Source organism: Ectobacillus sp. OTK, from assembly GCF_059698935.1.
Window position 1 is genome coordinate 3468524 of the sequence record NZ_AP048547.1, and the last position, 18981, is coordinate 3487504.

25 protein-coding genes and 1 pseudogene are annotated in these 18981 nt (G+C 40.4%); 8 read left to right on the forward strand and 18 right to left on the reverse strand.

Going from position 1 to position 18981, the window contains the following annotated elements; all coding sequences use genetic code 11:
- Positions 1-77: 77 nt before the first annotated feature.
- Complete coding sequence (locus AC6HZ4_RS17155; protein ID WP_497490868.1) at positions 78-545, forward strand: DUF1641 domain-containing protein; 468 nt, start codon at positions 78-80, stop codon at positions 543-545.
- A gap of 170 nt (positions 546-715) precedes the next feature.
- Positions 716-943: pseudogene (locus tag AC6HZ4_RS17160) on the forward strand (NAD(P)/FAD-dependent oxidoreductase); the annotation flags it as partial.
- 100 nt (positions 944-1043) lie between these two features.
- Here AC6HZ4_RS17160 and AC6HZ4_RS17165 read toward each other — a convergent pair.
- The 6 genes from AC6HZ4_RS17165 to AC6HZ4_RS17190 all read right to left on the reverse strand — a co-directional run bounded on the left by AC6HZ4_RS17165 (position 1044) and on the right by AC6HZ4_RS17190 (position 5508).
- The gene (locus AC6HZ4_RS17165; protein ID WP_497490869.1) at positions 1044-1349 is read right to left on the reverse strand and encodes a HesB/IscA family protein; all 306 of its coding nucleotides are present in this window, start codon (positions 1347-1349) and stop codon (positions 1044-1046) included.
- A 121-nt stretch (positions 1350-1470) separates the two neighbouring features.
- The gene (locus AC6HZ4_RS17170) at positions 1471-1944 is read right to left on the reverse strand and encodes an ATP-binding cassette domain-containing protein (protein ID WP_497490870.1); all 474 of its coding nucleotides are present in this window, start codon (positions 1942-1944) and stop codon (positions 1471-1473) included.
- A 107-nt stretch (positions 1945-2051) separates the two neighbouring features.
- Entirely contained in the window at positions 2052-3200 is a 1149-nt protein-coding gene (locus AC6HZ4_RS17175; protein WP_497490871.1) for an aromatic ring-hydroxylating oxygenase subunit alpha, read from the reverse strand.
- Positions 3201-3274: 74 nt separating this feature from the next.
- The gene (gene solA / locus AC6HZ4_RS17180) at positions 3275-4426 is read right to left on the reverse strand and encodes an N-methyl-L-tryptophan oxidase (RefSeq protein ID WP_497490872.1); all 1152 of its coding nucleotides are present in this window, start codon (positions 4424-4426) and stop codon (positions 3275-3277) included.
- 28 nt (positions 4427-4454) lie between these two features.
- Entirely contained in the window at positions 4455-4775 is a 321-nt protein-coding gene (locus AC6HZ4_RS17185; RefSeq protein WP_497490873.1) for a glycine cleavage T C-terminal barrel domain-containing protein, read from the reverse strand.
- Positions 4776-4791: 16 nt separating this feature from the next.
- Positions 4792-5508 (reverse strand): NAD(P)/FAD-dependent oxidoreductase, encoded by a 717-nt coding sequence (locus AC6HZ4_RS17190; RefSeq protein ID WP_497490874.1) that lies wholly within the window; start codon positions 5506-5508, stop codon positions 4792-4794.
- Between the two features lie 232 nt (positions 5509-5740).
- On the opposite strand from AC6HZ4_RS17190, the gene AC6HZ4_RS17195 reads away from it, so the two are divergent.
- A complete protein-coding gene (locus AC6HZ4_RS17195) occupies positions 5741-6163 on the forward strand; it encodes a GlcG/HbpS family heme-binding protein (protein ID WP_497490875.1) in 423 nt (140 codons plus the stop codon).
- Between the two features lie 354 nt (positions 6164-6517).
- Here the strand turns inward: AC6HZ4_RS17195 and AC6HZ4_RS17200 are convergent, their stop codons facing one another.
- Positions 6518-6943 (reverse strand): hypothetical protein, encoded by a 426-nt coding sequence (locus tag AC6HZ4_RS17200; protein WP_497490876.1) that lies wholly within the window; start codon positions 6941-6943, stop codon positions 6518-6520.
- Between the two features lie 485 nt (positions 6944-7428).
- On the opposite strand from AC6HZ4_RS17200, the gene AC6HZ4_RS17205 reads away from it, so the two are divergent.
- A complete protein-coding gene (locus AC6HZ4_RS17205; protein ID WP_497490877.1) occupies positions 7429-8133 on the forward strand; it encodes a hypothetical protein in 705 nt (234 codons plus the stop codon).
- A 242-nt stretch (positions 8134-8375) separates the two neighbouring features.
- Here AC6HZ4_RS17205 and AC6HZ4_RS17210 read toward each other — a convergent pair whose 3' ends face one another.
- Together AC6HZ4_RS17210 and AC6HZ4_RS17215 are read right to left on the reverse strand one after the other, a co-directional pair.
- Positions 8376-9050, reverse strand: coding sequence for a serine/threonine protein kinase (locus AC6HZ4_RS17210; RefSeq protein WP_497490878.1), 675 nt, complete (start codon positions 9048-9050; stop codon positions 8376-8378).
- A gap of 162 nt (positions 9051-9212) precedes the next feature.
- Positions 9213-9461 carry a hypothetical protein gene (locus AC6HZ4_RS17215; protein WP_497490880.1) on the reverse strand — a complete coding sequence of 83 codons (249 nt, stop codon included), beginning with the start codon at positions 9459-9461 and terminating at the stop codon, positions 9213-9215.
- A 281-nt stretch (positions 9462-9742) separates the two neighbouring features.
- Between AC6HZ4_RS17215 and AC6HZ4_RS17220 the strand changes: the two genes are divergently transcribed.
- Complete coding sequence (locus AC6HZ4_RS17220; RefSeq protein WP_497490881.1) at positions 9743-9922, forward strand: H-type small acid-soluble spore protein; 180 nt, start codon at positions 9743-9745, stop codon at positions 9920-9922.
- Between the two features lie 54 nt (positions 9923-9976).
- On the opposite strand, the gene AC6HZ4_RS17225 is transcribed toward AC6HZ4_RS17220, so the two are convergent.
- The gene (locus tag AC6HZ4_RS17225) at positions 9977-10189 is read right to left on the reverse strand and encodes a hypothetical protein (protein WP_497490882.1); all 213 of its coding nucleotides are present in this window, start codon (positions 10187-10189) and stop codon (positions 9977-9979) included.
- Positions 10190-10217: 28 nt separating this feature from the next.
- Here AC6HZ4_RS17225 and ric point away from each other — a divergent pair, with 28 nt between their 5' ends.
- Together ric and AC6HZ4_RS17235 are read left to right on the forward strand one after the other, a co-directional pair.
- Complete coding sequence (ric, locus tag AC6HZ4_RS17230; RefSeq protein ID WP_497490883.1) at positions 10218-10922, forward strand: iron-sulfur cluster repair di-iron protein; 705 nt, start codon at positions 10218-10220, stop codon at positions 10920-10922.
- 574 nt (positions 10923-11496) lie between these two features.
- On the forward strand, positions 11497-12252 hold the full coding sequence (locus AC6HZ4_RS17235; RefSeq protein ID WP_497490884.1) for a (S)-benzoin forming benzil reductase: 756 nt from the start codon (positions 11497-11499) through the stop codon (positions 12250-12252).
- 30 nt (positions 12253-12282) lie between these two features.
- Here the strand turns inward: AC6HZ4_RS17235 and AC6HZ4_RS17240 are convergent, their stop codons facing one another.
- From AC6HZ4_RS17240 to AC6HZ4_RS17250, 3 genes are all read right to left on the reverse strand, one after another.
- Positions 12283-13941, reverse strand: coding sequence for an alpha-glucosidase (locus AC6HZ4_RS17240; protein WP_497490886.1), 1659 nt, complete (start codon positions 13939-13941; stop codon positions 12283-12285).
- 346 nt (positions 13942-14287) lie between these two features.
- Complete coding sequence (locus tag AC6HZ4_RS17245; protein WP_497490887.1) at positions 14288-15001, reverse strand: N-acetylmuramoyl-L-alanine amidase; 714 nt, start codon at positions 14999-15001, stop codon at positions 14288-14290.
- Positions 15002-15333: 332 nt separating this feature from the next.
- Positions 15334-15465 (reverse strand): YuzL family protein, encoded by a 132-nt coding sequence (locus AC6HZ4_RS17250; RefSeq protein ID WP_497490888.1) that lies wholly within the window; start codon positions 15463-15465, stop codon positions 15334-15336.
- 176 nt (positions 15466-15641) lie between these two features.
- Here AC6HZ4_RS17250 and AC6HZ4_RS17255 point away from each other — a divergent pair, with 176 nt between their 5' ends.
- On the forward strand, positions 15642-15800 hold the full coding sequence (locus AC6HZ4_RS17255; RefSeq protein ID WP_497490889.1) for a YfhD family protein: 159 nt from the start codon (positions 15642-15644) through the stop codon (positions 15798-15800).
- Positions 15801-15860: 60 nt separating this feature from the next.
- On the opposite strand, the gene AC6HZ4_RS17260 is transcribed toward AC6HZ4_RS17255, so the two are convergent.
- The 5 genes from AC6HZ4_RS17260 to AC6HZ4_RS17280 all read right to left on the reverse strand — a co-directional run bounded on the left by AC6HZ4_RS17260 (position 15861) and on the right by AC6HZ4_RS17280 (position 18979).
- On the reverse strand, positions 15861-16283 hold the full coding sequence (locus AC6HZ4_RS17260) for a divergent PAP2 family protein (RefSeq protein WP_497490890.1): 423 nt from the start codon (positions 16281-16283) through the stop codon (positions 15861-15863).
- Between the two features lie 269 nt (positions 16284-16552).
- Complete coding sequence (gene rarD, locus AC6HZ4_RS17265; protein WP_497490891.1) at positions 16553-17494, reverse strand: EamA family transporter RarD; 942 nt, start codon at positions 17492-17494, stop codon at positions 16553-16555.
- 333 nt (positions 17495-17827) lie between these two features.
- Entirely contained in the window at positions 17828-18271 is a 444-nt protein-coding gene (gene msrB / locus AC6HZ4_RS17270; RefSeq protein ID WP_497490892.1) for a peptide-methionine (R)-S-oxide reductase MsrB, read from the reverse strand.
- Positions 18272-18340: 69 nt separating this feature from the next.
- Positions 18341-18592, reverse strand: coding sequence for a DUF1294 domain-containing protein (locus AC6HZ4_RS17275; protein WP_497495752.1), 252 nt, complete (start codon positions 18590-18592; stop codon positions 18341-18343).
- A gap of 72 nt (positions 18593-18664) precedes the next feature.
- Positions 18665-18979 carry a hypothetical protein gene (locus AC6HZ4_RS17280; protein ID WP_497490894.1) on the reverse strand — a complete coding sequence of 105 codons (315 nt, stop codon included), beginning with the start codon at positions 18977-18979 and terminating at the stop codon, positions 18665-18667.
- Positions 18980-18981 lie beyond the last annotated feature (2 nt).

Sequence of the window (18981 nt, forward strand, 5' to 3'; positions counted from 1 at the left end):
CCTGTGTCATTTATACAAATAAATAGGAGATTATATCACTATAAAATTAGTAATAACATATAGCAAAGGAGGATCTTATGCCACAAGCAACTATTCAACAATCATCTACAAATGAAGCTTCTTCTATCGAAAATCAAGCTGCATCTTCAGGAATAAGCCAAGAACAAATCGATGCACTCAATCAATTGCTAAAATCAGAAGTACAGGAGGCATTGACTGCCCTCGTGAAGAATCTGCCGAAATTGACGGAAATGACTACCTTGTTCATCAGATCATATGATGTTGCACAATCCATCATGACAGATCGCGTGCTATTTAATGATTTGGCAGATGGTATTCAGAAATTTATAAAACCGGTGGAAGGAAAGGTCAAGGAGGCAGCGGCAACAGCTATTGAAGCAAATGACCGGGCACAGGCAAATGAAGCAACAACAATCGGCCTGCTTGGTTTATGGCGAATGTTCAAAGATCCGCAAGTACAAAAAGGCTTCCGCTTTATACTTGCTTACTTAGATATCATGTCTGAACGGCAGAAGCAGCAGTAAAGCTTTTCTTACAAAACAAGAAAATATAAGTTTTCCGAAGATGTCTAGCGGGCGCGCCTGATCCAGGCTCCAAAATAATCTCATCGCCGAACAGGTAATTCTTTCGCAGGAGCAAGGGCGGCCACGTTCGCTTTTTTTATTTCGATAAAAGTATAACTGGAGGATGGATTATGGAGAAACATATTTTAACTTTGGGCGGATGCTATGGCGGCTTGCTCAGCGCGTTGACTGTACGTCAACATTTAGGAATGAAAGAGGCTTCTATCACGGTCGTGAACCGCCTTTCAACCCATCAAATCATTACGGAGTTACATCGTCTCGCTGCAGGTAATTTATCGGAAAAGACTATAGCATTGCCGCTGGAAAAATTGCTCCGCGGTAAACATATTAATTTGAAGACTACCTTTTATTTAACGAAAATACGAAAGAGCGGCATCATTTGTTAGCTTAACATGATGCCGCTCTTTCTATCTGATTGCAATTCTAAGCTTCCCCCTATTATTCAATCTCAATTGCACATGCACTTGAGGCAAAGCTTTCTCCAACAAAAAAGCCGTCTTCATCTGTATAATCAATTTGTGTTTCTTCATTTAAATAGCGCTTTGTAAAACGATCCATACGAATCTGAATCCCATCATATTCAATAAATATATCATTTCGGCGCAGCTCATCAAAAACCAACGTAAGTTTAACAGACATTCCACATCCGCCAGCTATATTAGCATCAATCCGCGGAGCTCTCTCTTCCTCCAGCATTATTTCTTTCAACCTCTTCAATGCCGCATCTGTCAGTGCTACCACCATTAGATCATCTCCTTTCCAGTATTCCCGTATATTCGAAGCCGCCAGGAACGTGGGAGTAAGGAATACATTCTCTTCTTTTACTTCCCATTCCTAGCGGCTCACTTTCGATCTTAAAATATGTTTATGATTTTACTATTTCCTTTTCTCTCTCTACTGTCTCCTCTTTTGTATAACGTAATATTGGTTGTCTTGCTGCTTGTACTTCATCCAATCGGCCAATTACCGTTGTATGTGGTGCCTCTAGTACAACATCTGGATTTTCTTCAGCTTCTTTTGCAATTCGAATCATGACGTCAGCAAAGGCATCCAGTGTTTCTTTAGATTCTGTTTCTGTCGGCTCAACCAGGCCGTTTAAACACCTAAGCAGCGTGGATTTTCCACTTCCGGATAACCCGATTAATACAAATATTTCTCCTTTTTGCACTTCAAAATGAGCATCAAATATAGCGACAGTTGTCTGTGTTGCTTGTTCAACTTCATGTTTACTTTGCCCGGATCGTCTCAGTTCAAGCGCTTGTTCACTTCGGCGTCCGAATACTTTGGAGACATTAGTGACACGAATAATCGGATCTGCCAATTTGAGATTTCGTTTCATTTTCAATCTCCTCCCTCATTTTTACAGTGCTGATTTTTATAACAGATTGGACACGTGTACATCCCGCCGCAACGAGAATGTACAACGTGCCAAATGAGATTCACTTGTTATTCAGCTTTCATGCCGATCGAGCTTAACACGTAATTGTAAAAGTGTGATACATGCTGTTCAATTGGGACTAAAATACCGCCGTTTTTATACGCTTTTGATCCCATATTTTCCTGGCACCATTCACAAGCTTCAAAATCCTGTACATTCACACGATGAAACAGCTCAACAGCATCCAATGGATTAAATTCTGGTTTTTCCATTTCTTCCGGATCAAATAACCACTCACAAATAACCTTTGTTTTATCTGAACTAATAGGAATCAGACGATGAACAATTACATGGTCCGGCGTTAAATTGATAAATACATGAGGAAGAATCGTCATTCCGTAATACAAACGATCATCTTCAGGAAGCAATCCTTTTAATGGCGGACGGTTACCTTTGCCGCTTAATGAAAAAGCCTCTATTTGCTCATTAAACTGTGCTCCCCCTCCAACACCATTTTGTGTGCCGATACCGGAGCGAAATTCAGGAAGGGCTGCTGTCAATTCCGGATGAATAGCTGAACAATGGTAACATTCTTGGAAATTTTCTACAATGAGCTTCCAATTTGCCTTCACCTCGTATTCTTTACGATGAGCTACCTTTAGGTTTTCAATTTGATATCTTGCAAATGTGGCAAGCTCGCCAAATCGTTCAAAAATTTGCGTATCTAACTGTTGTTCAACCGGAAGCGGATTATCAGAGAGATTAAGCCAAATCATCCCATGCCATGTTTGCAGGTGCACCGGCTCTAGACTATAATTTTCATTATTAACTAGTTCTTCACGGCATTCACTTGTATTCGGAACGCCAGCTAGTTTACCATCAAGACCGTAGCTCCAGGAGTGATACGGACAGCGAATCACTCCAGTCTTTCCACTGGAATTGCTGCACAGAGTCGCTCCACGATGTCGGCATACATTTAAGAAAGCACGTAATATATTATCTTTCCCTCTAACGATGATAATGTTTTCATTCCCAACCTTTGTTGTCATATATTGACCAGGTTCAGCTGCTTCATAGGCAAAACCAACAAGAATCCAAGATTTAGAGAAGATATGTTCCTTTTCCAACTCAAAAATTGCAGGATCTGTATACAACTCCCCTTTTAATGTAGGAATTACTTTACCTCCACCGTTTACCAGACTCTGATTCATGACCATCCGTATTCCTCCTTCTCCATTATAAAAGCATTCAAATAACCTAATTACAAATTACAGCATTCATATGAAAAAGATTAATTATATGCAAAACGTTGCGGGCGGAATAAATCAATAGGATGACTCGTTTTCCCGCAAATCACTAGATCTGCTAAAATTTCTCCTACAACACTCGCAAACTTAAATCCATGTCCTGAGAATCCAGCAGCAACAGACACTTGCGGATATTTTGGATGTGAAGAAATGACAAAATGTTCATCTGGCGTATTTGTATACATACATGTTTTTCCTTGTAAAAATCGCCCATTTAACTGTGGAAGACCTTGTTTAAGATAGCCTCGAATTTTCTCTACCTCATATTCATATACGTTTCGGTCAATTGTTTCCGGTGTGCATGATTGTCCCATTCGGAAGAAGGCAACTTTTGCACCTTCAGCTTTTAACCCGAAGGAAGGGAAGCCATATAATTGAACATTATCATCTGCTTCCCATATATAAATAGGATGCTTTCCGACACGGAACGGGTCTATTCCGTTAGTTGGTTCAAAAAACATTTGTACATGCCGCTCTACCTGTAAGCTTAAGCCTAAGTCATTCAACAATTGCGGTGCCCAGGCTCCTGGGGAGATAACAATTTTCCCTGCCTCGTATGTACCATTGGCAGTCACGACACGGACGCCTTCTCCAGAAGGATATGCCTCCCATGATTGAACAGGCTCAAAAAATCTTAACTCAGCACCATGCTTTTCCGCTTGAAGAAGATGGGTATATACACTTAGCTCCGGCCTTACAAATCCAGCTTTTTCTTCATATAAAGCTACTGTATTAGCTGATGGAGCAAAGACTGGGAAACGTCGGCGAATTTCACTTGCATCCAGCACATCGTAAGCAAGATTCCACTGCTTTGCACTTTCGATGCTGCCAGATACTGTTACACTATCTGGAGGACCCATCATTAGCCCTCCCGTAATCGTAAGAATTTCTTCCCCGCTTTCCCGTTCAATCTCTTCCCATAGCTCATAGGCACGAAGCAATAATGGAACATAAGCCGGATCTTCAAAGTACGACTGCCGAATAATACGTGATCCGCCATGACTGGACCCTTGATCGTGCGCTGGACCGAAACGCTCAATCCCAAGTACACGCTGACCTCTCTTCGCTAATTGGTATGCAGCTGTACTGCCCATTGCTCCTAGGCCAATGACAATTACATCATAATGTGCCGGCATTTTCATTCCTCCTAATCTTGTTCATTTCTTATTGAACAGCAACAACAGATTTCTCTGGAATGGTCGCTGTATAACGCTGCCCAAAATATTCGATACTTAACACATTTCCTTCTTGGACAGCTTCAGGTAACAATAGTGCATATGCAATTCCTGTTCCTAAGCTATATCCATATCCAGCACTTGTAATAAATCCAACTGCTTTTCCTTGATAAAAAACAGGCTCGTATCCCATTACAACGACTGATGGATCATCTAATATAAGCGGTGTCAGCAATTGCTTAGACCCTTTTGATTGACGGTCAAGCAATGCTTCTTTTCCAAGAAAGGACGGTTTCTGTAAATCAACCATATGATACAGCCCTGCTTCAAATCTCAGCCAGTTCAGGTAAATCAGTGGTGACCACATATTGATGTGCCATCGGTTGCAGCGGAATCGGCACATTTACCATTTCCCCGATACGCGGCCCCCAAAATCCTGCACAACAAATAATAAGATCAGCTTCAAATCTTCCAATACTTGTTTCGACTGCTTGTACTTTTCCGTCAACGACATCAATATCAATCACTTCTGTTTGCCCGTAAAACTCTGCGCCGCAAGATTTTGCAAAGTCTGCCATTTTGGCGACGGCGCGAAGAGGCTTTGCGATGCCATCTGACGGTACATACAGTCCTCCATAAATGTTATCTTGGTTTATCAAAGAACATTTTTGGACACATTCCTCTGGTGAAAGAATGATTGCTTCCATGCCCCATGATGCTGCTATTCCTGCTTTTCGTTTTAAGTCTTCTAATCGTTCTGGTGTATTCGCTACTTCAATACTACCTACTGTATAGAAAGATGCTTGTCCATCAGCGCTAAGCTCCCTAAAACAGTCCACTGTTTGAGAGGCTAATGTTGTCATTACTTTTGAGAAATTCAGTTGAAATACAAGTCCTGGTGCATGGGAGGTTGATCCCCCTGTTTCAAACAGCGGTCCTTGCTCAATAACAGTAATGTTTCGTTGTCCCATTTTACTTAAGTAATAGGCAGTGCTGCATCCAACAACACCTGCTCCAATAATTACAATTTTTTTTTGCTCCATAATTCTGCATCACACTCCATTCCTTGTAAAAGTATGGTAAAAATTGTTGTATGCTCATTTTATAGAAAACATTCAGAATAATGTAAATATTAAGTTAGATTATATGACAGAGATTTTTATTGGATTATTTTCTATGTAAAAAAATGTAACATACATATTGCGTGACACTTTAGAGTTGCTTTACTTTAAAGCTAGATTCACCAAAAAATTACAAAAAAGGCAGGGATGAGAGATGGAAAAACTAACATTGGATTTAGCTCAAAAATTAATTGAAGGAGCAACAAATGAAGCAAAGCAGCTAGGGGTTGCTATGGTAATTACGATTGTAGATGAAGGGGGCAATCTGATTGCAACGCACCGTATGGATGACGCATGGCTTGCAAGTATCGCTATCTCACAAAATAAAGCATGGACATCTGTTGCCTTAAAAATGCCGACGGAAAATCTAGCAGCTGCAACTGTACCGCATGCAGAGCTTTATGGACTTAATACAACAAATAATGGACGACTTGTTGTGTTTGGCGGAGGAATTCCTCTTGTAAAGGATGGTAAAGTAATCGGTGCAGTTGGCGTAAGCGGCAGTACCGTTCCTCACGATATCCAGGTAGCTCAAGCAGCTGTTAAAGTATTTGAGAGTCTAGAAAGCTTAGTTTAAATCTTGTTCTTTATAAACAACACATATAACAATTAACAAACTGTTATTCTATAATAATTATAAAAGAACAGGGGGAATAGCAGCAGAAAAAAGACAATACGATAGCGTCATCTCTGACGGCTATCGTATTGTTATTTTTAGTTGGGGGGCCGTTTCCATTAGTCAATTATTCGTTACCTCTCTCCCCTTGTGAAAAACTCGCTGATTGACAGGCCTTTAGGCAAAAACAGAGACGTAGCTGCACTCATACTTTATCCTTAAAATTTCCCGCTGCGCCAAATAGCTGCCTAGCTAGAAATTTATACATTCTTAAGGTACGAAAAAGAACCTTATTTTAAGGTTCCTGTTAGACTGCTATTGAGCTCTTGAAGCAAAGAAAATACAAAATAATCCTAAACATGTACCTAAAATAAAATTCTCACTAAAACCAATCCAATGAATAACGGCTTCCTTACTGCTTAACGCCATGCGGAAATGCCCAATTCCTAATAGAGAAGAAAATACTATTAGTACTCTGGCCATTAATTGTACGTTATCATTATTTTTTTTTAGAATCACAACAAGAATGGTAAGTGCAAGTACCAAACTCCAATAGCCTGGTTTTTTTTGTAATTCTGGAAAAATCTCTACAACCTTGCTTTTAAAAACTAGAGGAACGTCAAAGTATTGAAACGTAAATAATCCAAAGGACACCATTCCCCAGAGACCAATATAATAATATAAAATTCGATCCTTCTGCTTCAATACACACTGTTCACCCTTATACTTTAATACACTCATATAAACCGCTCCTCTTAATTTGAAAGTTTATTGATCCCGCTTGCAGAGCCTTTAACTTATATAGCGGCTTTCCGAGCTGCCCATACTTTATTTAGCTAGAAACCGGAGACATAATGCAAAATCTCCTGAATACTTATCAAGCCTTCTATAAACTGGTTAAAATAATCATTTTTATTAACCTCTTTTATACTTTGAGTGTAATAACTATTTCCAGTTACTTGTATGAATTTGTTATATTATCTTACACAAATTTGATTCTGATACGAACAAGCTGTAAGATAGTATTTATATTCATCTCCATTCCTATTTCTTCAAATACTTCTAATTCGCATACGGACGCAGAAACAAGCAACTTGAACGCAGCAAATATAGGAAAGAAATAAGCAAGCTAACAAAGAATCTTGCATCTTTTCTTATACATAGCATCTTTTTAAGCCTGAATGGGAAACCTTTAGGAGTAGTTGTCATAGTGAGGAGGAAGGAATATGAGCTTAGAATGGTTTTACAGAATGGAACATGCAGTAAGACAAAGCCTTCCAGATGTATGTGAGGGCTTTGATGAATTTGATGTTTTATTTGACACAGACACGACAACAAAGCACCCTTCGTTTGTCTTCTCCGTTGCTGTCGGTTTTGATGAAGGCGAGCAAGAGAATTTCTGTCTCATCCATTTTGATCCGGTCAATCAAGAGTTTTATTCCTATCATTCCGAGGAAGAATCTGATTTTGAAGCAAAGGCTCTATTTGGAAACTTAGACGAAATGCTCGCATTTATCCATGATGCCTTTCATGAGTATTTGGATGAAGTTGAGGATGAGGACTTTGAGGATGAAGAGGATGATTTTGACGACTATGACGATGAAGAGGATGAGGATGACTTTGACGACTATGACGATGAAGAGGATTTTGGAGAGGCCATAGAGGAAGATGATTCTATTGAGTGGATTACAAACGATAAGTATATTCACATCGAAGAGCACTCCCCTAATGGCAAATTAGAGCACACTATTCATTATAAACTTGGGATCGTTCCAGAAACAGGAGACGGTGTTCTGCTTCGCAATACTGTAACAAGGGAAAACGAAGAAGACTCAGAGGAAGGCATTATGATTTTCTTTAAAGAGGAAGAGGCTTCTTATATTACAGATTTGATGGGAGAATATTTGTCTCACAAGACTCCTCTTCACTGAGTTCTCCCCACTTCAAGCCTGTCATACACTTGAAGTGGGGGTCTTCTTTCTGAGAAATAAAAAAGCCAAAAAGTCTGTTGCTTAATCCCAACATACGGTTGTCCCTCACCGCCAAAGCAGTCTTTTGTGCCAATATACTCTGAAAGCTGATTTGACTGCGATGAATCATATGAGAGAATCAATTGGCACCTAAAATGGGCTCCTTTCCCATAAGATAACTATATCAGAAAAAATGAACCACCCTATCCTTTATTCAGCTGCACTTGCTTCCTTTTCTTTCTCCACTTCTGATAAAACCGGTACGAATGGCGTACAGCATCTAATACAAAATAAGGAACTGGTATAGGATGTTTATAGAAAAACGGCTTATACAATTTATAATAAGCTTTCACCAAGTCGTTCCACTTTTCATCCTCGCCGGACTTATAAAAATCAGATATATCGACTACATAGCCTTTTCCGTCATTCATCATTACATTTTTTCCGTGAATGTCACAAGGCGTTAATCCGCGCGCTCTTGCATATTCTAAGGCTTCATTCACGTCACGAATGACATTCTCATGAATTTGTATCCCTTTATGAAAGGCTTCATATAAAGTAATACCCTTAAGCATTTTTAACACTAAGTATTGTTCTCCCTGATAAATAAGTTCAGAGTAAGCGGGATGACCTCCGAGCTTGCGGTATACCTCTGCTTCTTTTTTCAACCCTTCTTGTGCCCTGGCATAAATTTTCACAGCCCAATCATCGTTCCCTTTATATGCAAACACAGCAGCATAGTTGCCAGCTCCGATGCACCTCCATCCGGTTGGAGTATGCTTAACAATGACCGGATCATACGGATTGTCGCTTTCTAGGCGAACTTCCTTTAGTAGCGTTGTTTCAATTTTCTCCACAAATCTATTTAATTGCTCCATCTATTCAGCTCCAATATATTCCCATCTGCATCTTCTCTCTCTATTTTACACATCTTATCATGGTGATGGTATTAGAAACATATAAAAAAGATTGGAAGAAATAAAAAAACAGACAGCCTTCTGGCTGCCTATTTCTATTGTTTCCACTCTTACGTAATGTCATCACAAATTCATTTGGCCTGCAATCATTCGAAATGTTTCAAAATGCCGCTGCTTCTCATTAGATGCACGAATAAATCTTCTTTGCACCTGCGGATTCGTCGTCCGTGATGCAATACTGCGGTAGAATGGTACGGTTTGCTGTTCATCTAGAATAGATTCTCGGGTTCCAGCCGCAAATGAAGAAGGCTGCTTCCCCATAAAAAGATCCGGATACTGTCCCGTCAGTTCGAAGTAGCTTTTTGTAAACATGTTTAAATGTGAAATTTCATCCTGACGAATGGCTAGAACCGCTTCATTTCCTTAAGGAAGAGCATATTTTATTTCCGATGGCAGAACGATTGTTATCTCTTGATGAAAAAGATGAACTTTTAAACAGAATGCAATCCCTATAGCTATGGAGCAGACGCTTGCTTTGAAAACCTGCAAATAAGAAGCCGAGTAAATTTAATATTCCTCGATTTTCAAAGCAGGCATAACATACTGCCTTCTGTGTCATGCTAAGAAAAACAACTTAGCGGAGGGACATATTCATGAATATCGCACGCGCAAAAGAAATTGCGGAAACAGGAAAAACCGTTCATGTTACATTTCAAGGAACACCGGTCATGATTCAGCATGTAAATGAGCAAGATGGTACAGCGCGCATTTATCCCATCTCTAATCCAGAGAAGGAGCAAACAGTTGCTGTTAATAGCCTCCAAGAACAGTAAGAAGGTCAGCCCCAAACGGCTGACCCTCTTTTTATTGTCACAAAATAGTCCATTTTACTCCACTTTTATTTCTGCGTTAAGGAGAAAATAAGAATACAATAAAAGTAAAGAAGAATGAGGAAGAAAAGCAAATGCTTTCCGGGCAGCTGCTTCATATAGTTGAAACAGTTCTTCCAATGGAGGAGCCGATGGGTTTGTAATAAAATGTTTATCATTGCTGTGAGCACAGTCACTGCCCATCCGTATCGCTTCCTGTATGCTAAACATATGACAAACACCTATAGGAGTGATACACATGCAAACTGCATTTACGAAGCAATCCATTGTTGGAGATATTGTAACGGTATTTCCGAAGGCCAGCGACCTATTTAAAGCAAATCGAATTGATTTTTGCTGCGGCGGCAATCAAACAATCGAAGAAGCAACGATGAATAAAGGAATTCATGCAGAAGAATTACTTCATACATTAAACACACTATACAGCAGCTACAATGCCGAAGCGGACCATAAAAATTGGAACGAAGCAAATTATTCTGAAATCGTTCATCATATTATTCACACACACCATCATTACTTAAATGAAGAACTGCCGCAGCTAAATCCTTACGTTACAAAGGTATTTCGCGTACACGATGAGCATCATCCCCATTTGGCACAGGTGCATAAATTATATAACCAACTCAAGACAGAGCTTGAACAGCACACAATGAAAGAAGAACAGCTGGTATTTCCTCTCATTATAAAGTATGAGCAGGAACCAACCAAAGAAAATCTGCAGAACATCCTTTTCGTACTAGAAGAGCTGGAAAAAGAACATGATGAAGCTGGTAATCTCATGAAAACACTTCGTGAGATTACATCCGATTTTACTCCTCCAGAAAACGCTTGCCGCACGTATCAAATGGTATACAATCGTTTAGAGGAACTAGAGACAGACTTATTCCAGCACGTTCATTTAGAAAACAATATATTATTTAAACGGTTATCTTCAGTTCAGTAAATGAAATTAAAAAATAAAAACAAGAACTAGTCACTTTATCAAGGCCTAAATTGCAAAAACAACATAAAAAATAAGCTTGTTTTTGCACTTACACACGCATTAATAAAATAGGCTCTGTTAAGGGCTTTTAGGCTGCGCCTAACCGACATTCATCCCCTCCCTACCGCTGGGCTGCGCCCTTCACGCGCTTGAGGAAGGGGACTTCTTTCGGAATTCCATTAATTTAAATCCTTTCTACCTGTTAAAAACCTATTCTCTTAAACTTTCCATACTAGTCCTTGCCTAGAGCCTGTACTTTGCAAGCTTCAAGCATTTGCGCAGCAATGTTCCTGCCTATTCATGTACCATACTTGGAAAAAGTCTTTTCGGTCATTTTTACTCAAACCCTTCAGACATAGTCTGAACGAAACTCATTCCCTCCCTACTCGACGGGCTTCTCCCTTCACTCTCCTTGAGGAGGGGACTTCTTTCGAAATTATGTTAAATTTCAATCATTCATTTGCTTATAGAATATTCCGAATTTACACTTCATTCGTTTAATGTTATGTTTGTGTATAAGAGGAGGTGATTTGTGATGAAATATGCAATTGTTACAGGAACATCTCGCGGTCTAGGGGAAGCCATCGCGAAGCAGCTGCTAGAAAAAGGAGTTATTGTATTTTCTGTCGCTCGTCATCGAAATGCGTTGTTGGAAGAAACGGCAAAGCAAGCAGGTGTTTTATTTTATCCGCTTAGCTTTGATTTACATAATCTGCAGGATGTAGAAGAAGTGATGAAGGAGATTTTTGCTGCTATGGATTTAGATAGTGCATCGGATCTCTATCTCGTGAACAATGCTGGTATGCTCGACCCGATCAAACCAGTGGAGCGTGCCGAAAATGAGCTGCTTGTGCAAAATGTCGAGGTGAACCTTCTCGCGCCAATGCTGCTTATTTCCGAGTTTTTAAAGCGCACGAAGGATGCACCATTAGAAAAACGCATTATTAACATTTCATCAGGAGCCGGCAAGAAGCCTTATTCTGGTTGGAGTGCGTATTGTACGACAAAAGCTGGTATCGATATGTTTACTCGCTGCGTCGCGCTTGAGGAGGAAGGAAAAACCTATCCGACAAAAATCCTATCCTTTGCTCCTGGTGTTGTAGATACAAGCATGCAGGAACAAATTCGGAATACAGATAAGGAAGACTTTATCCACATCGATCGCTTTCTTTCTCTAAAGAAGGAAGGCAAGCTGCTGTCTCCTTCCTATGTGGCGCGTGTAATTGTTGATTTATTAGAAGCAGAGCATTTTGAACAAGGCGGCGTGGTCCGCATCAATGCAAAACAATGATAAAAAGCAAGGACACAACTCCTTGCTTTTTTACATCATATATACACGCATTTCATACGGCCTTAGCTCAAAAGAAACCGCATTTTCATGCGCCTCTGCCGGATAGTTGTGAAGCACAAGATTGTTAGAAGAGAGCGCAATTCCCTCGTATTCATACATTGCTGTGCGATTTGTCAAATTCGTGATAATGACCGCTTGCTTACTGTCCAGCGTTCTGGTATATGCATAAATTTGCTCATGATCCGGTAAGATCAATTCATACATTCCATAGACAAACAGCTCATTGTTCTTGCGGAGATGAATCATTCGTTTATAAAAGTTTAAAATCGAGTTCGGATCGCCCAAATCATTCTTCACATTAATCTCTTTGTAATTCTCATTCACACCAAGCCATGGCGTACCTGTTGTAAAACCACCATTTCTGCTATCATCCCACTGCATTGGGGTGCGGGAATTGTCACGTCCTGTTGCCCAAATCACTGCCATGATTTCATCATGCGGCGTACCCTTCTCACTCTCAATCCGATAGAAATTTCGAATGGCAACATCATCATATTGTTCAATAGAGACAAAGCGGACATTTGTCATTCCTATTTCCTGCCCTTGGTAGATAAATGGAGTCCCTTGCATAAGGAAATACATAGCGCCGAAGGACTTTGCGCTTTCAACTCTGTACTCTTTGTCATTCCCCCACGTAGAGACAATTCTCGCTTTATCATGGTTCTCAATAAACAAAGCATTCCATCCTCGATTCTCAAGACCTTTTTGCCATTTTGTGAGCGTTTGTTTCAATTTGATTACATCGACCTCTGCCTTATTTCTATCCCAAAGATCAAGATGCTCGAACTGGAATACCATATTGAATTTTCCTTCTTCCTCTCCAACCCAAAGATGGGCATCCTCTGTTGTTACCCCATTAGCCTCTCCCACTGTCATGACATCATATTTGGAAAGCGTCTGCGTTTTTAGCTCTTCTAAAAACTCATGAATCCCCTCTTGATTCATGTGCCCTTCAAAGGATGGGACGTACGTTAAATTGGTTGGATTCGGCAGATCAGGAAGTCCTGGTTTTTTCTTAATATGGGAGATTGCATCTACACGGAAGCCATCGATGCCTTTATCGAGCCACCAATTCATCATATCATATAACGCAAAACGAACATCCTTATTTTCCCAGTTTAAATCTGGCTGTTTTTTAGAGAATACATGTAAAAAATATTGCCCGGTTACTTCATCATATTCCCAAGCTGAGCCGCCGAAAATACTTTCCCAGTTATTCGGCTCTTTCCCGTCTCTGCCGTCACGCCAAATGTACCAGTCACGCTTTGGATTATCCTGCGATGAGCGAGACTCGATAAACCAAGGATGCTCATCGCTTGTGTGATTGATGACAAGATCAAGAATAAGCTTCATGCCGCGTCCGTGCACCTGGACAAGGAGCTGATCGAAATCTTCCATCGTTCCAAACACATCCATCACCTGTTGATAATCGCTAATATCATAGCCGTTATCATCATTTGGCGATTGGTAAAATGGACAAATCCAGATGACATCAATTCCCAAATCCTTTATATAATCCAGTTTTGAAAGAATGCCCTGCAGATCCCCGATTCCGTCACCATTCGAATCCATGAAGCTTCTTGGGTAAATTTGATAAGCTGCGGCTTCCTTCCACCATACCTTCTTCATTTGATTACTCCTCCTATTTTTCACTTGTTATAATGTACCCGCTGCAGGTATACATGTTCTGTACTTGCTTACATGCCATACAAATCTAAGCAAACGTTTGCATATTTTCGAACGCAGTAAAAACAGATTTCTTATAATTTCTCTGCAACTTCTTATGTAATCATTTGTATCATTAAATTATTACCTAGTGTAACGAATCTATTTCATAGAAACAAGTTTTCCCCTGCTCCGAGACTCGGACTCACTCCAAATAGTCATAGCAGTTTTAAGTAAGGGAGAGAATTATACCTCTAAATATCAAACAACAAAACCGCCCCAAAACAAGTGAAGCGGTTGTTGTGCCTCTTTATTTTGCTTCGCCGTACGTGTTGTTATAGCCCTGCGTTTTCAATTGAATCACAAGCTGCTTTGCTTGTGCATATGTGATATCATCAACAATCACTCGATATGGTGTATTTGCCGGTGGTTCAGTTTGTACTTTTTGAAGACCAAAAAACTCTGCTACACCTTCCGCATGGGCACGCGCTACACCAATCAGAAAATTCAAATCATTAAACTTTGTAATTTCCACATTATCCATGAACAGGTTTTCCGTTAACACAGCGATCATATTCGTTTCACGAAGTACAGCATAATTTGCTGTCTTTTGACCGCGATCTACTATGTTATGCTGTCGATAAAAAGCCATCACCTTAGCATGGATTGTATTTTGAAACGTTAATGTGCGTCCGCTCGTTCCCGTATACCGATATGATTCAAATCCCCTTCCGCCGCCGCTATTGCAATGAATGGAGACGAACGCATCAGCATTCCATGCATTCGCACGATTAGCGCGCTCGCTAAGAGAAACAAACGTGTCGTCCATCCGAGTCATCCCAGTTTCAACACCCGTGTATTCGGTGTTGAGAATATGATTCATCTGACGTGCGATTTCCGCCACGATATTTTTCTCTTGCAATCCATTTCCAACAGCTCCTGAGTCACTTCCTCCATGGCCAGCGTCAATCCAAATTTTAACTATTTTAGTTCTCTCCCTTCTAGTTTTATAGTCTGTCCTCATTTCATACGTAAACACATACCAAAATCAATAAATCTTAATAGATAAATTTTCGAAACTCTTTATTCTATCATATGCAAAATAAAGCAATTTGGTGCTGAGATAGTGTATTCCCCCGCTTAAATCGTTCTCTTGTTACGGATTTGTATCTATCGTCTCTTTCAAATCATTTGCCTTCCCTCTCCAGCTTCTCAACTGCCTTTTTCAAGATCTAAAGCTCTTTGGTGTATATATACAAAAAACCTTCTAAAAGAGGTCTTTTTCTGAAAAAATAAATCTCGTGCTAAAAATATTCATGGCGAATACATAAAAAACTCACAGTATACACTGTGAGTTTACGGCTGCTTTTTTGGATGACGGGAGGAATCCGCTTTGATTCTACCTGTTTCTGTATTTGTTGTGCCTTGTCCTTCCACATGAGCGGAGTTCAGCTTTGATTTCGATGCATCTACTTTGATTTTTCCCATCTTATTCACCTCCGCTCTTACCTTTCCCCTATCCATTCGCATTATACATAGATGAAAAGCAGTGCTATCATCTCTTTCTTCCTCATGATAATCTCCTTCTTTTATGACAAAATGCAACATAAAACAAGACAGCTTTACAAAAGCTATATTTGCATTTCATAAAAAAGGAGATGTTGATGATGACGAAAAAGAATTTTTTGCAAAATAAGGAATCTGACGGGCGCGATATCGAATTTTCACTCGAATTGGCAGATCAAGATGATTTAGAAGCACTGGAGCGCTCTAAGGCAGCAGACGAGCGCATGAAAAACAAACAGCCAATGAAAAACAAGTAAAAACAAGAAGGCGTGGAGCCTTCTTGTTTTTCTTCCTATATCCTTTAGTCATAAGCTGCTTTAGTAATAAAACCCCGCAACAACAACCCCGAGTGCAGCTCCGACAATCACCTGATACGGCGTATGACCGACCAGTTCGTTCAGCTGCTTATAATTCTTTGTTCTGCCATGGAAAAAATCATTGAGAATTTTTGCCTGCTTGCTGACTGCCAGCCGAACACCGGATGCATCGTACATAACAATAATCGCAAAAATAAACGTCAAAGCAAACAAAGAACTGTCAACTCCATGTTCAATACCAGTAGCTGTAGCTAAGGCTGTTACAGTAGATGAATGAGAGCTCGGCATACCGCCCGAGGCAAAAAATTTCGCTAAGTTAATCTCTCTTGTTTTAATTAATGCATGTACTACCTTTGCAAATTGAGCCAAAAACCACGCGAGCACCGCACAAACTAATGGCCCATTGGCAAGCAAGTGTTCCATGGAACGCCTCCTTCTTACCGAAACGGACTTTTTCCTCTTATGATAGTATTTGGCAGAAAAAATAGCAAATATTTCTTTCCAAATATGAACAGCCGATACGCCCCTATAGCAAGAGATCAATGCAGCTAGATAAATTCCCAAATGTTATACTTTCTTGAAATTAAAAGACAAGCCCTGCAACAGAGCTTGCCTGTCTGAACGAATAATGAAAGAAATGGTATCCTATCGTCTTGCAAACAACTCCCCTAAACAGTATGCACGCTCTTATTTTAGGAGACCTTTACCCGCTTTTGCTTGCCAAATTTCGGCTGTCTCTCAACCATGAATTTTGTTTTAGCAAACGAAAATGTAATAAGCGCCGCCCAAATAAAACCAAATGCAACAGCATGCGCACTTGTAAAGCGCTCCCCGTATAAAAAGACGCCGATGCATAAACTAATGGTCGGGGCGATATATTGTAAAAAGCCAATCATAGTGAGCGGAATTAATTTCGCTCCCTTGGCAAAGTATAATAGAGGCACAGCTGTTGCCGCCCCTGCTCCTATTAATAAAAACGTAACAGAATGGGAGACAGTGCCAAATGCAATTGTTCCGTTTACTTGCAGGCTGCCTAAATATAAAAACGCAAATGGTGTAATAACGAGTGTTTCAAATGTCAAACCGATTGCCGCATCAAAGTTAATCAATTTCTTCGCTAAACCGTACAAACCAAAGCTAAACGCAAGCGTAAGCGCGATCCAAGGAAATGCACCGTACCGTAATGTCATAATAGCAACACCGGCCGCAGCGAGCCCAACCGCAACAATTTGCCAAAAATTCAGCCGCTCCTTTAAAACGACTGTACCTAGCAAAATACTAACAAGCGGATTAATATAATAGCCAAGACTCGTCTCGATAATATGGTTATGATTAACTGCCCAAATGTAAAGAAACCAATTGATACTAATAAGCAAAGACGCAATAGTTAACATTATGAAAGATTTAGGATGCCGCAGCAGCTTCTTACACTGTGCTATAAACTCTCCCCACTTACCACCAAGCAGCAGTACAACCACCATAAAAATAAAGGACCAAAAGACACGCTGCGCCAAAATCTCCTCGGCGGACACATCTTGTACAAGCTTCCAATATAATGGCAAAATTCCCCATATAAGATAAGCTCCTCCGGCATATAAAATGCCCTTCGTCTGTTTTGTTGTCTGTCTCTCCATTATGCTCCCCCAACTTCTCCTTGATGACTTTCTTCATTATAGTAGGATACAATTACTTTTCCAACGATTCATTGCGGTATGTTTTCAACAAATAAAGAAAACTCGCCGAGTGGCCAAGACAGAGGCGTAGCTGCACTTATACTTTATTAAAATACAAATGAACCCAGCCCGCTTTCACTATGCTTGCAAAGAGACAGTTCTTCATATAAAAAAACGCTGTTTTCCTTTATAAGGGAAGGTACTTCTCCGCAGCAAGCAGGCCCATGGCGCTTGACAAAGCCTCCAAAATAATATTCTTCTACTTATTGCAGCAAAAAAGCAGGCCTAACCTGCTTATTCTTGTTCAAACAGCTTTCTATATTCTCCGTAGCCCTCTTTTTCAAGCTCTTCTTTCGGAATAAAGCGAAGCGCTGCCGAATTGATGCAATACCGCAAGCCGCCGCGATCTCTTGGCCCGTCGTTAAACACGTGCCCTAAGTGAGAGTCTCCTTCTGTACTGCGCACTTCCGTACGAATCATTCCATGGCTAAGATCGCGTTTTTCTTGAATGTGTTCATCATGAAGCGGCTTTGTGAAGCTCGGCCAGCCGCAGCCGGAATCATATTTTTCTAACGAGCTAAAGAGCGGCTCTCCCGACACAATATCCACATACAATCCCTCTTCCTTATGATTCCAAAACTCATTTTGAAACGGCGGCTCTGTACCGTTTTCCTGTGTCACCCTATATTGCATCGGCGTCAGCTTCCGGATCGCTTCCTGCTTTTTAGACTGATCCACAAATCATCCCTCCCAAGTATTGTTGCATTCATTATAGCGAATCCCGCCGCATAAGAAAAATCATGCGCCTCATATTTGCAACACAAGCGCTAAAAAAAGAAGGGCAAGTAAAGGCATTCCAAATACAAATGCCCGTTTGCGCGTTTTATGACGAAACGTGTACATGCCAAGCCACGATCCAAATGCTCCGCCAGCTATCGCCGTCATAAATAAGGTTCGTTCGGGGATGCGCCGCATTCCTGCCCTCGCCCTTCTTTTATCAATTCCCATTAAAGAAAACGACAAAGCATTAACTGCAATGATATAGATATATAGCCACACCACGCTTATCCCCCTCCTTTGTACATCTCATTACTATATCACAAAAAGAAGCACACAGGAATCTCCTGCATGCTAACGATTGTTTAAATATACCTCCATGTGATTGACGATTTCCTGCTCATTATCCCCCTCCGTACGGATTCGATAATGATCCCCATCTAAAGAGGAGGTAAACTGCGTAAAGCCCCGGCTGTGCAGAAAGCCATCTACATCATCTATGCTTTCCCCTTGTACAAGCAGCGTTTTCTTCCCGATGTATTTTTCATTTACATATATATCATACGCATCATGATTCAATCCAAAGTCAGTATCTATCGTACTTGGAACTACAACACTATTTAATAGACTGCCGCCTGCATACATATTTAGACCGTCATCCAACGCCATAA

Coding starts and splice junctions, on each gene's coding strand:
- AC6HZ4_RS17190 (WP_497490874.1), bottom strand. CDS start 5,508: ATGGAGCAAAAAAAAATTGTAATTATTGGAGCAGGTGTTGTTGGATGC.
- AC6HZ4_RS17215 (WP_497490880.1), bottom strand. CDS start 9,461: ATGTTTACAAAAAGCTACTTCGAACTGACGGGACAGTATCCGGATCTT.
- AC6HZ4_RS17165 (WP_497490869.1), bottom strand. CDS start 1,349: ATGGTGGTAGCACTGACAGATGCGGCATTGAAGAGGTTGAAAGAAATA.
- AC6HZ4_RS17155 (WP_497490868.1), top strand. CDS start 78: ATGCCACAAGCAACTATTCAACAATCATCTACAAATGAAGCTTCTTCT.
- AC6HZ4_RS17220 (WP_497490881.1), top strand. CDS start 9,743: ATGAATATCGCACGCGCAAAAGAAATTGCGGAAACAGGAAAAACCGTT.
- AC6HZ4_RS17240 (WP_497490886.1), bottom strand. CDS start 13,941: ATGAAGAAGGTATGGTGGAAGGAAGCCGCAGCTTATCAAATTTACCCA.
- AC6HZ4_RS17255 (WP_497490889.1), top strand. CDS start 15,642: ATGATGACGAAAAAGAATTTTTTGCAAAATAAGGAATCTGACGGGCGC.
- AC6HZ4_RS17200 (WP_497490876.1), bottom strand. CDS start 6,943: ATGAGTGTATTAAAGTATAAGGGTGAACAGTGTGTATTGAAGCAGAAG.
- AC6HZ4_RS17210 (WP_497490878.1), bottom strand. CDS start 9,050: ATGGAGCAATTAAATAGATTTGTGGAGAAAATTGAAACAACGCTACTA.
- AC6HZ4_RS17170 (WP_497490870.1), bottom strand. CDS start 1,944: ATGAAACGAAATCTCAAATTGGCAGATCCGATTATTCGTGTCACTAAT.
- AC6HZ4_RS17175 (WP_497490871.1), bottom strand. CDS start 3,200: ATGGTCATGAATCAGAGTCTGGTAAACGGTGGAGGTAAAGTAATTCCT.
- ric (WP_497490883.1), top strand. CDS start 10,218: ATGCAAACTGCATTTACGAAGCAATCCATTGTTGGAGATATTGTAACG.
- AC6HZ4_RS17205 (WP_497490877.1), top strand. CDS start 7,429: ATGAGCTTAGAATGGTTTTACAGAATGGAACATGCAGTAAGACAAAGC.
- AC6HZ4_RS17260 (WP_497490890.1), bottom strand. CDS start 16,283: ATGGAACACTTGCTTGCCAATGGGCCATTAGTTTGTGCGGTGCTCGCG.
- AC6HZ4_RS17185 (WP_497490873.1), bottom strand. CDS start 4,775: ATGGTTGATTTACAGAAACCGTCCTTTCTTGGAAAAGAAGCATTGCTT.
- AC6HZ4_RS17225 (WP_497490882.1), bottom strand. CDS start 10,189: ATGTTTAGCATACAGGAAGCGATACGGATGGGCAGTGACTGTGCTCAC.
- AC6HZ4_RS17280 (WP_497490894.1), bottom strand. CDS start 18,979: ATGGCGTTGGATGACGGTCTAAATATGTATGCAGGCGGCAGTCTATTA.
- AC6HZ4_RS17245 (WP_497490887.1), bottom strand. CDS start 15,001: ATGAGGACAGACTATAAAACTAGAAGGGAGAGAACTAAAATAGTTAAA.
- solA (WP_497490872.1), bottom strand. CDS start 4,426: ATGCCGGCACATTATGATGTAATTGTCATTGGCCTAGGAGCAATGGGC.
- rarD (WP_497490891.1), bottom strand. CDS start 17,494: ATGGAGAGACAGACAACAAAACAGACGAAGGGCATTTTATATGCCGGA.
- AC6HZ4_RS17250 (WP_497490888.1), bottom strand. CDS start 15,465: ATGGGAAAAATCAAAGTAGATGCATCGAAATCAAAGCTGAACTCCGCT.
- AC6HZ4_RS17235 (WP_497490884.1), top strand. CDS start 11,497: ATGAAATATGCAATTGTTACAGGAACATCTCGCGGTCTAGGGGAAGCC.
- AC6HZ4_RS17195 (WP_497490875.1), top strand. CDS start 5,741: ATGGAAAAACTAACATTGGATTTAGCTCAAAAATTAATTGAAGGAGCA.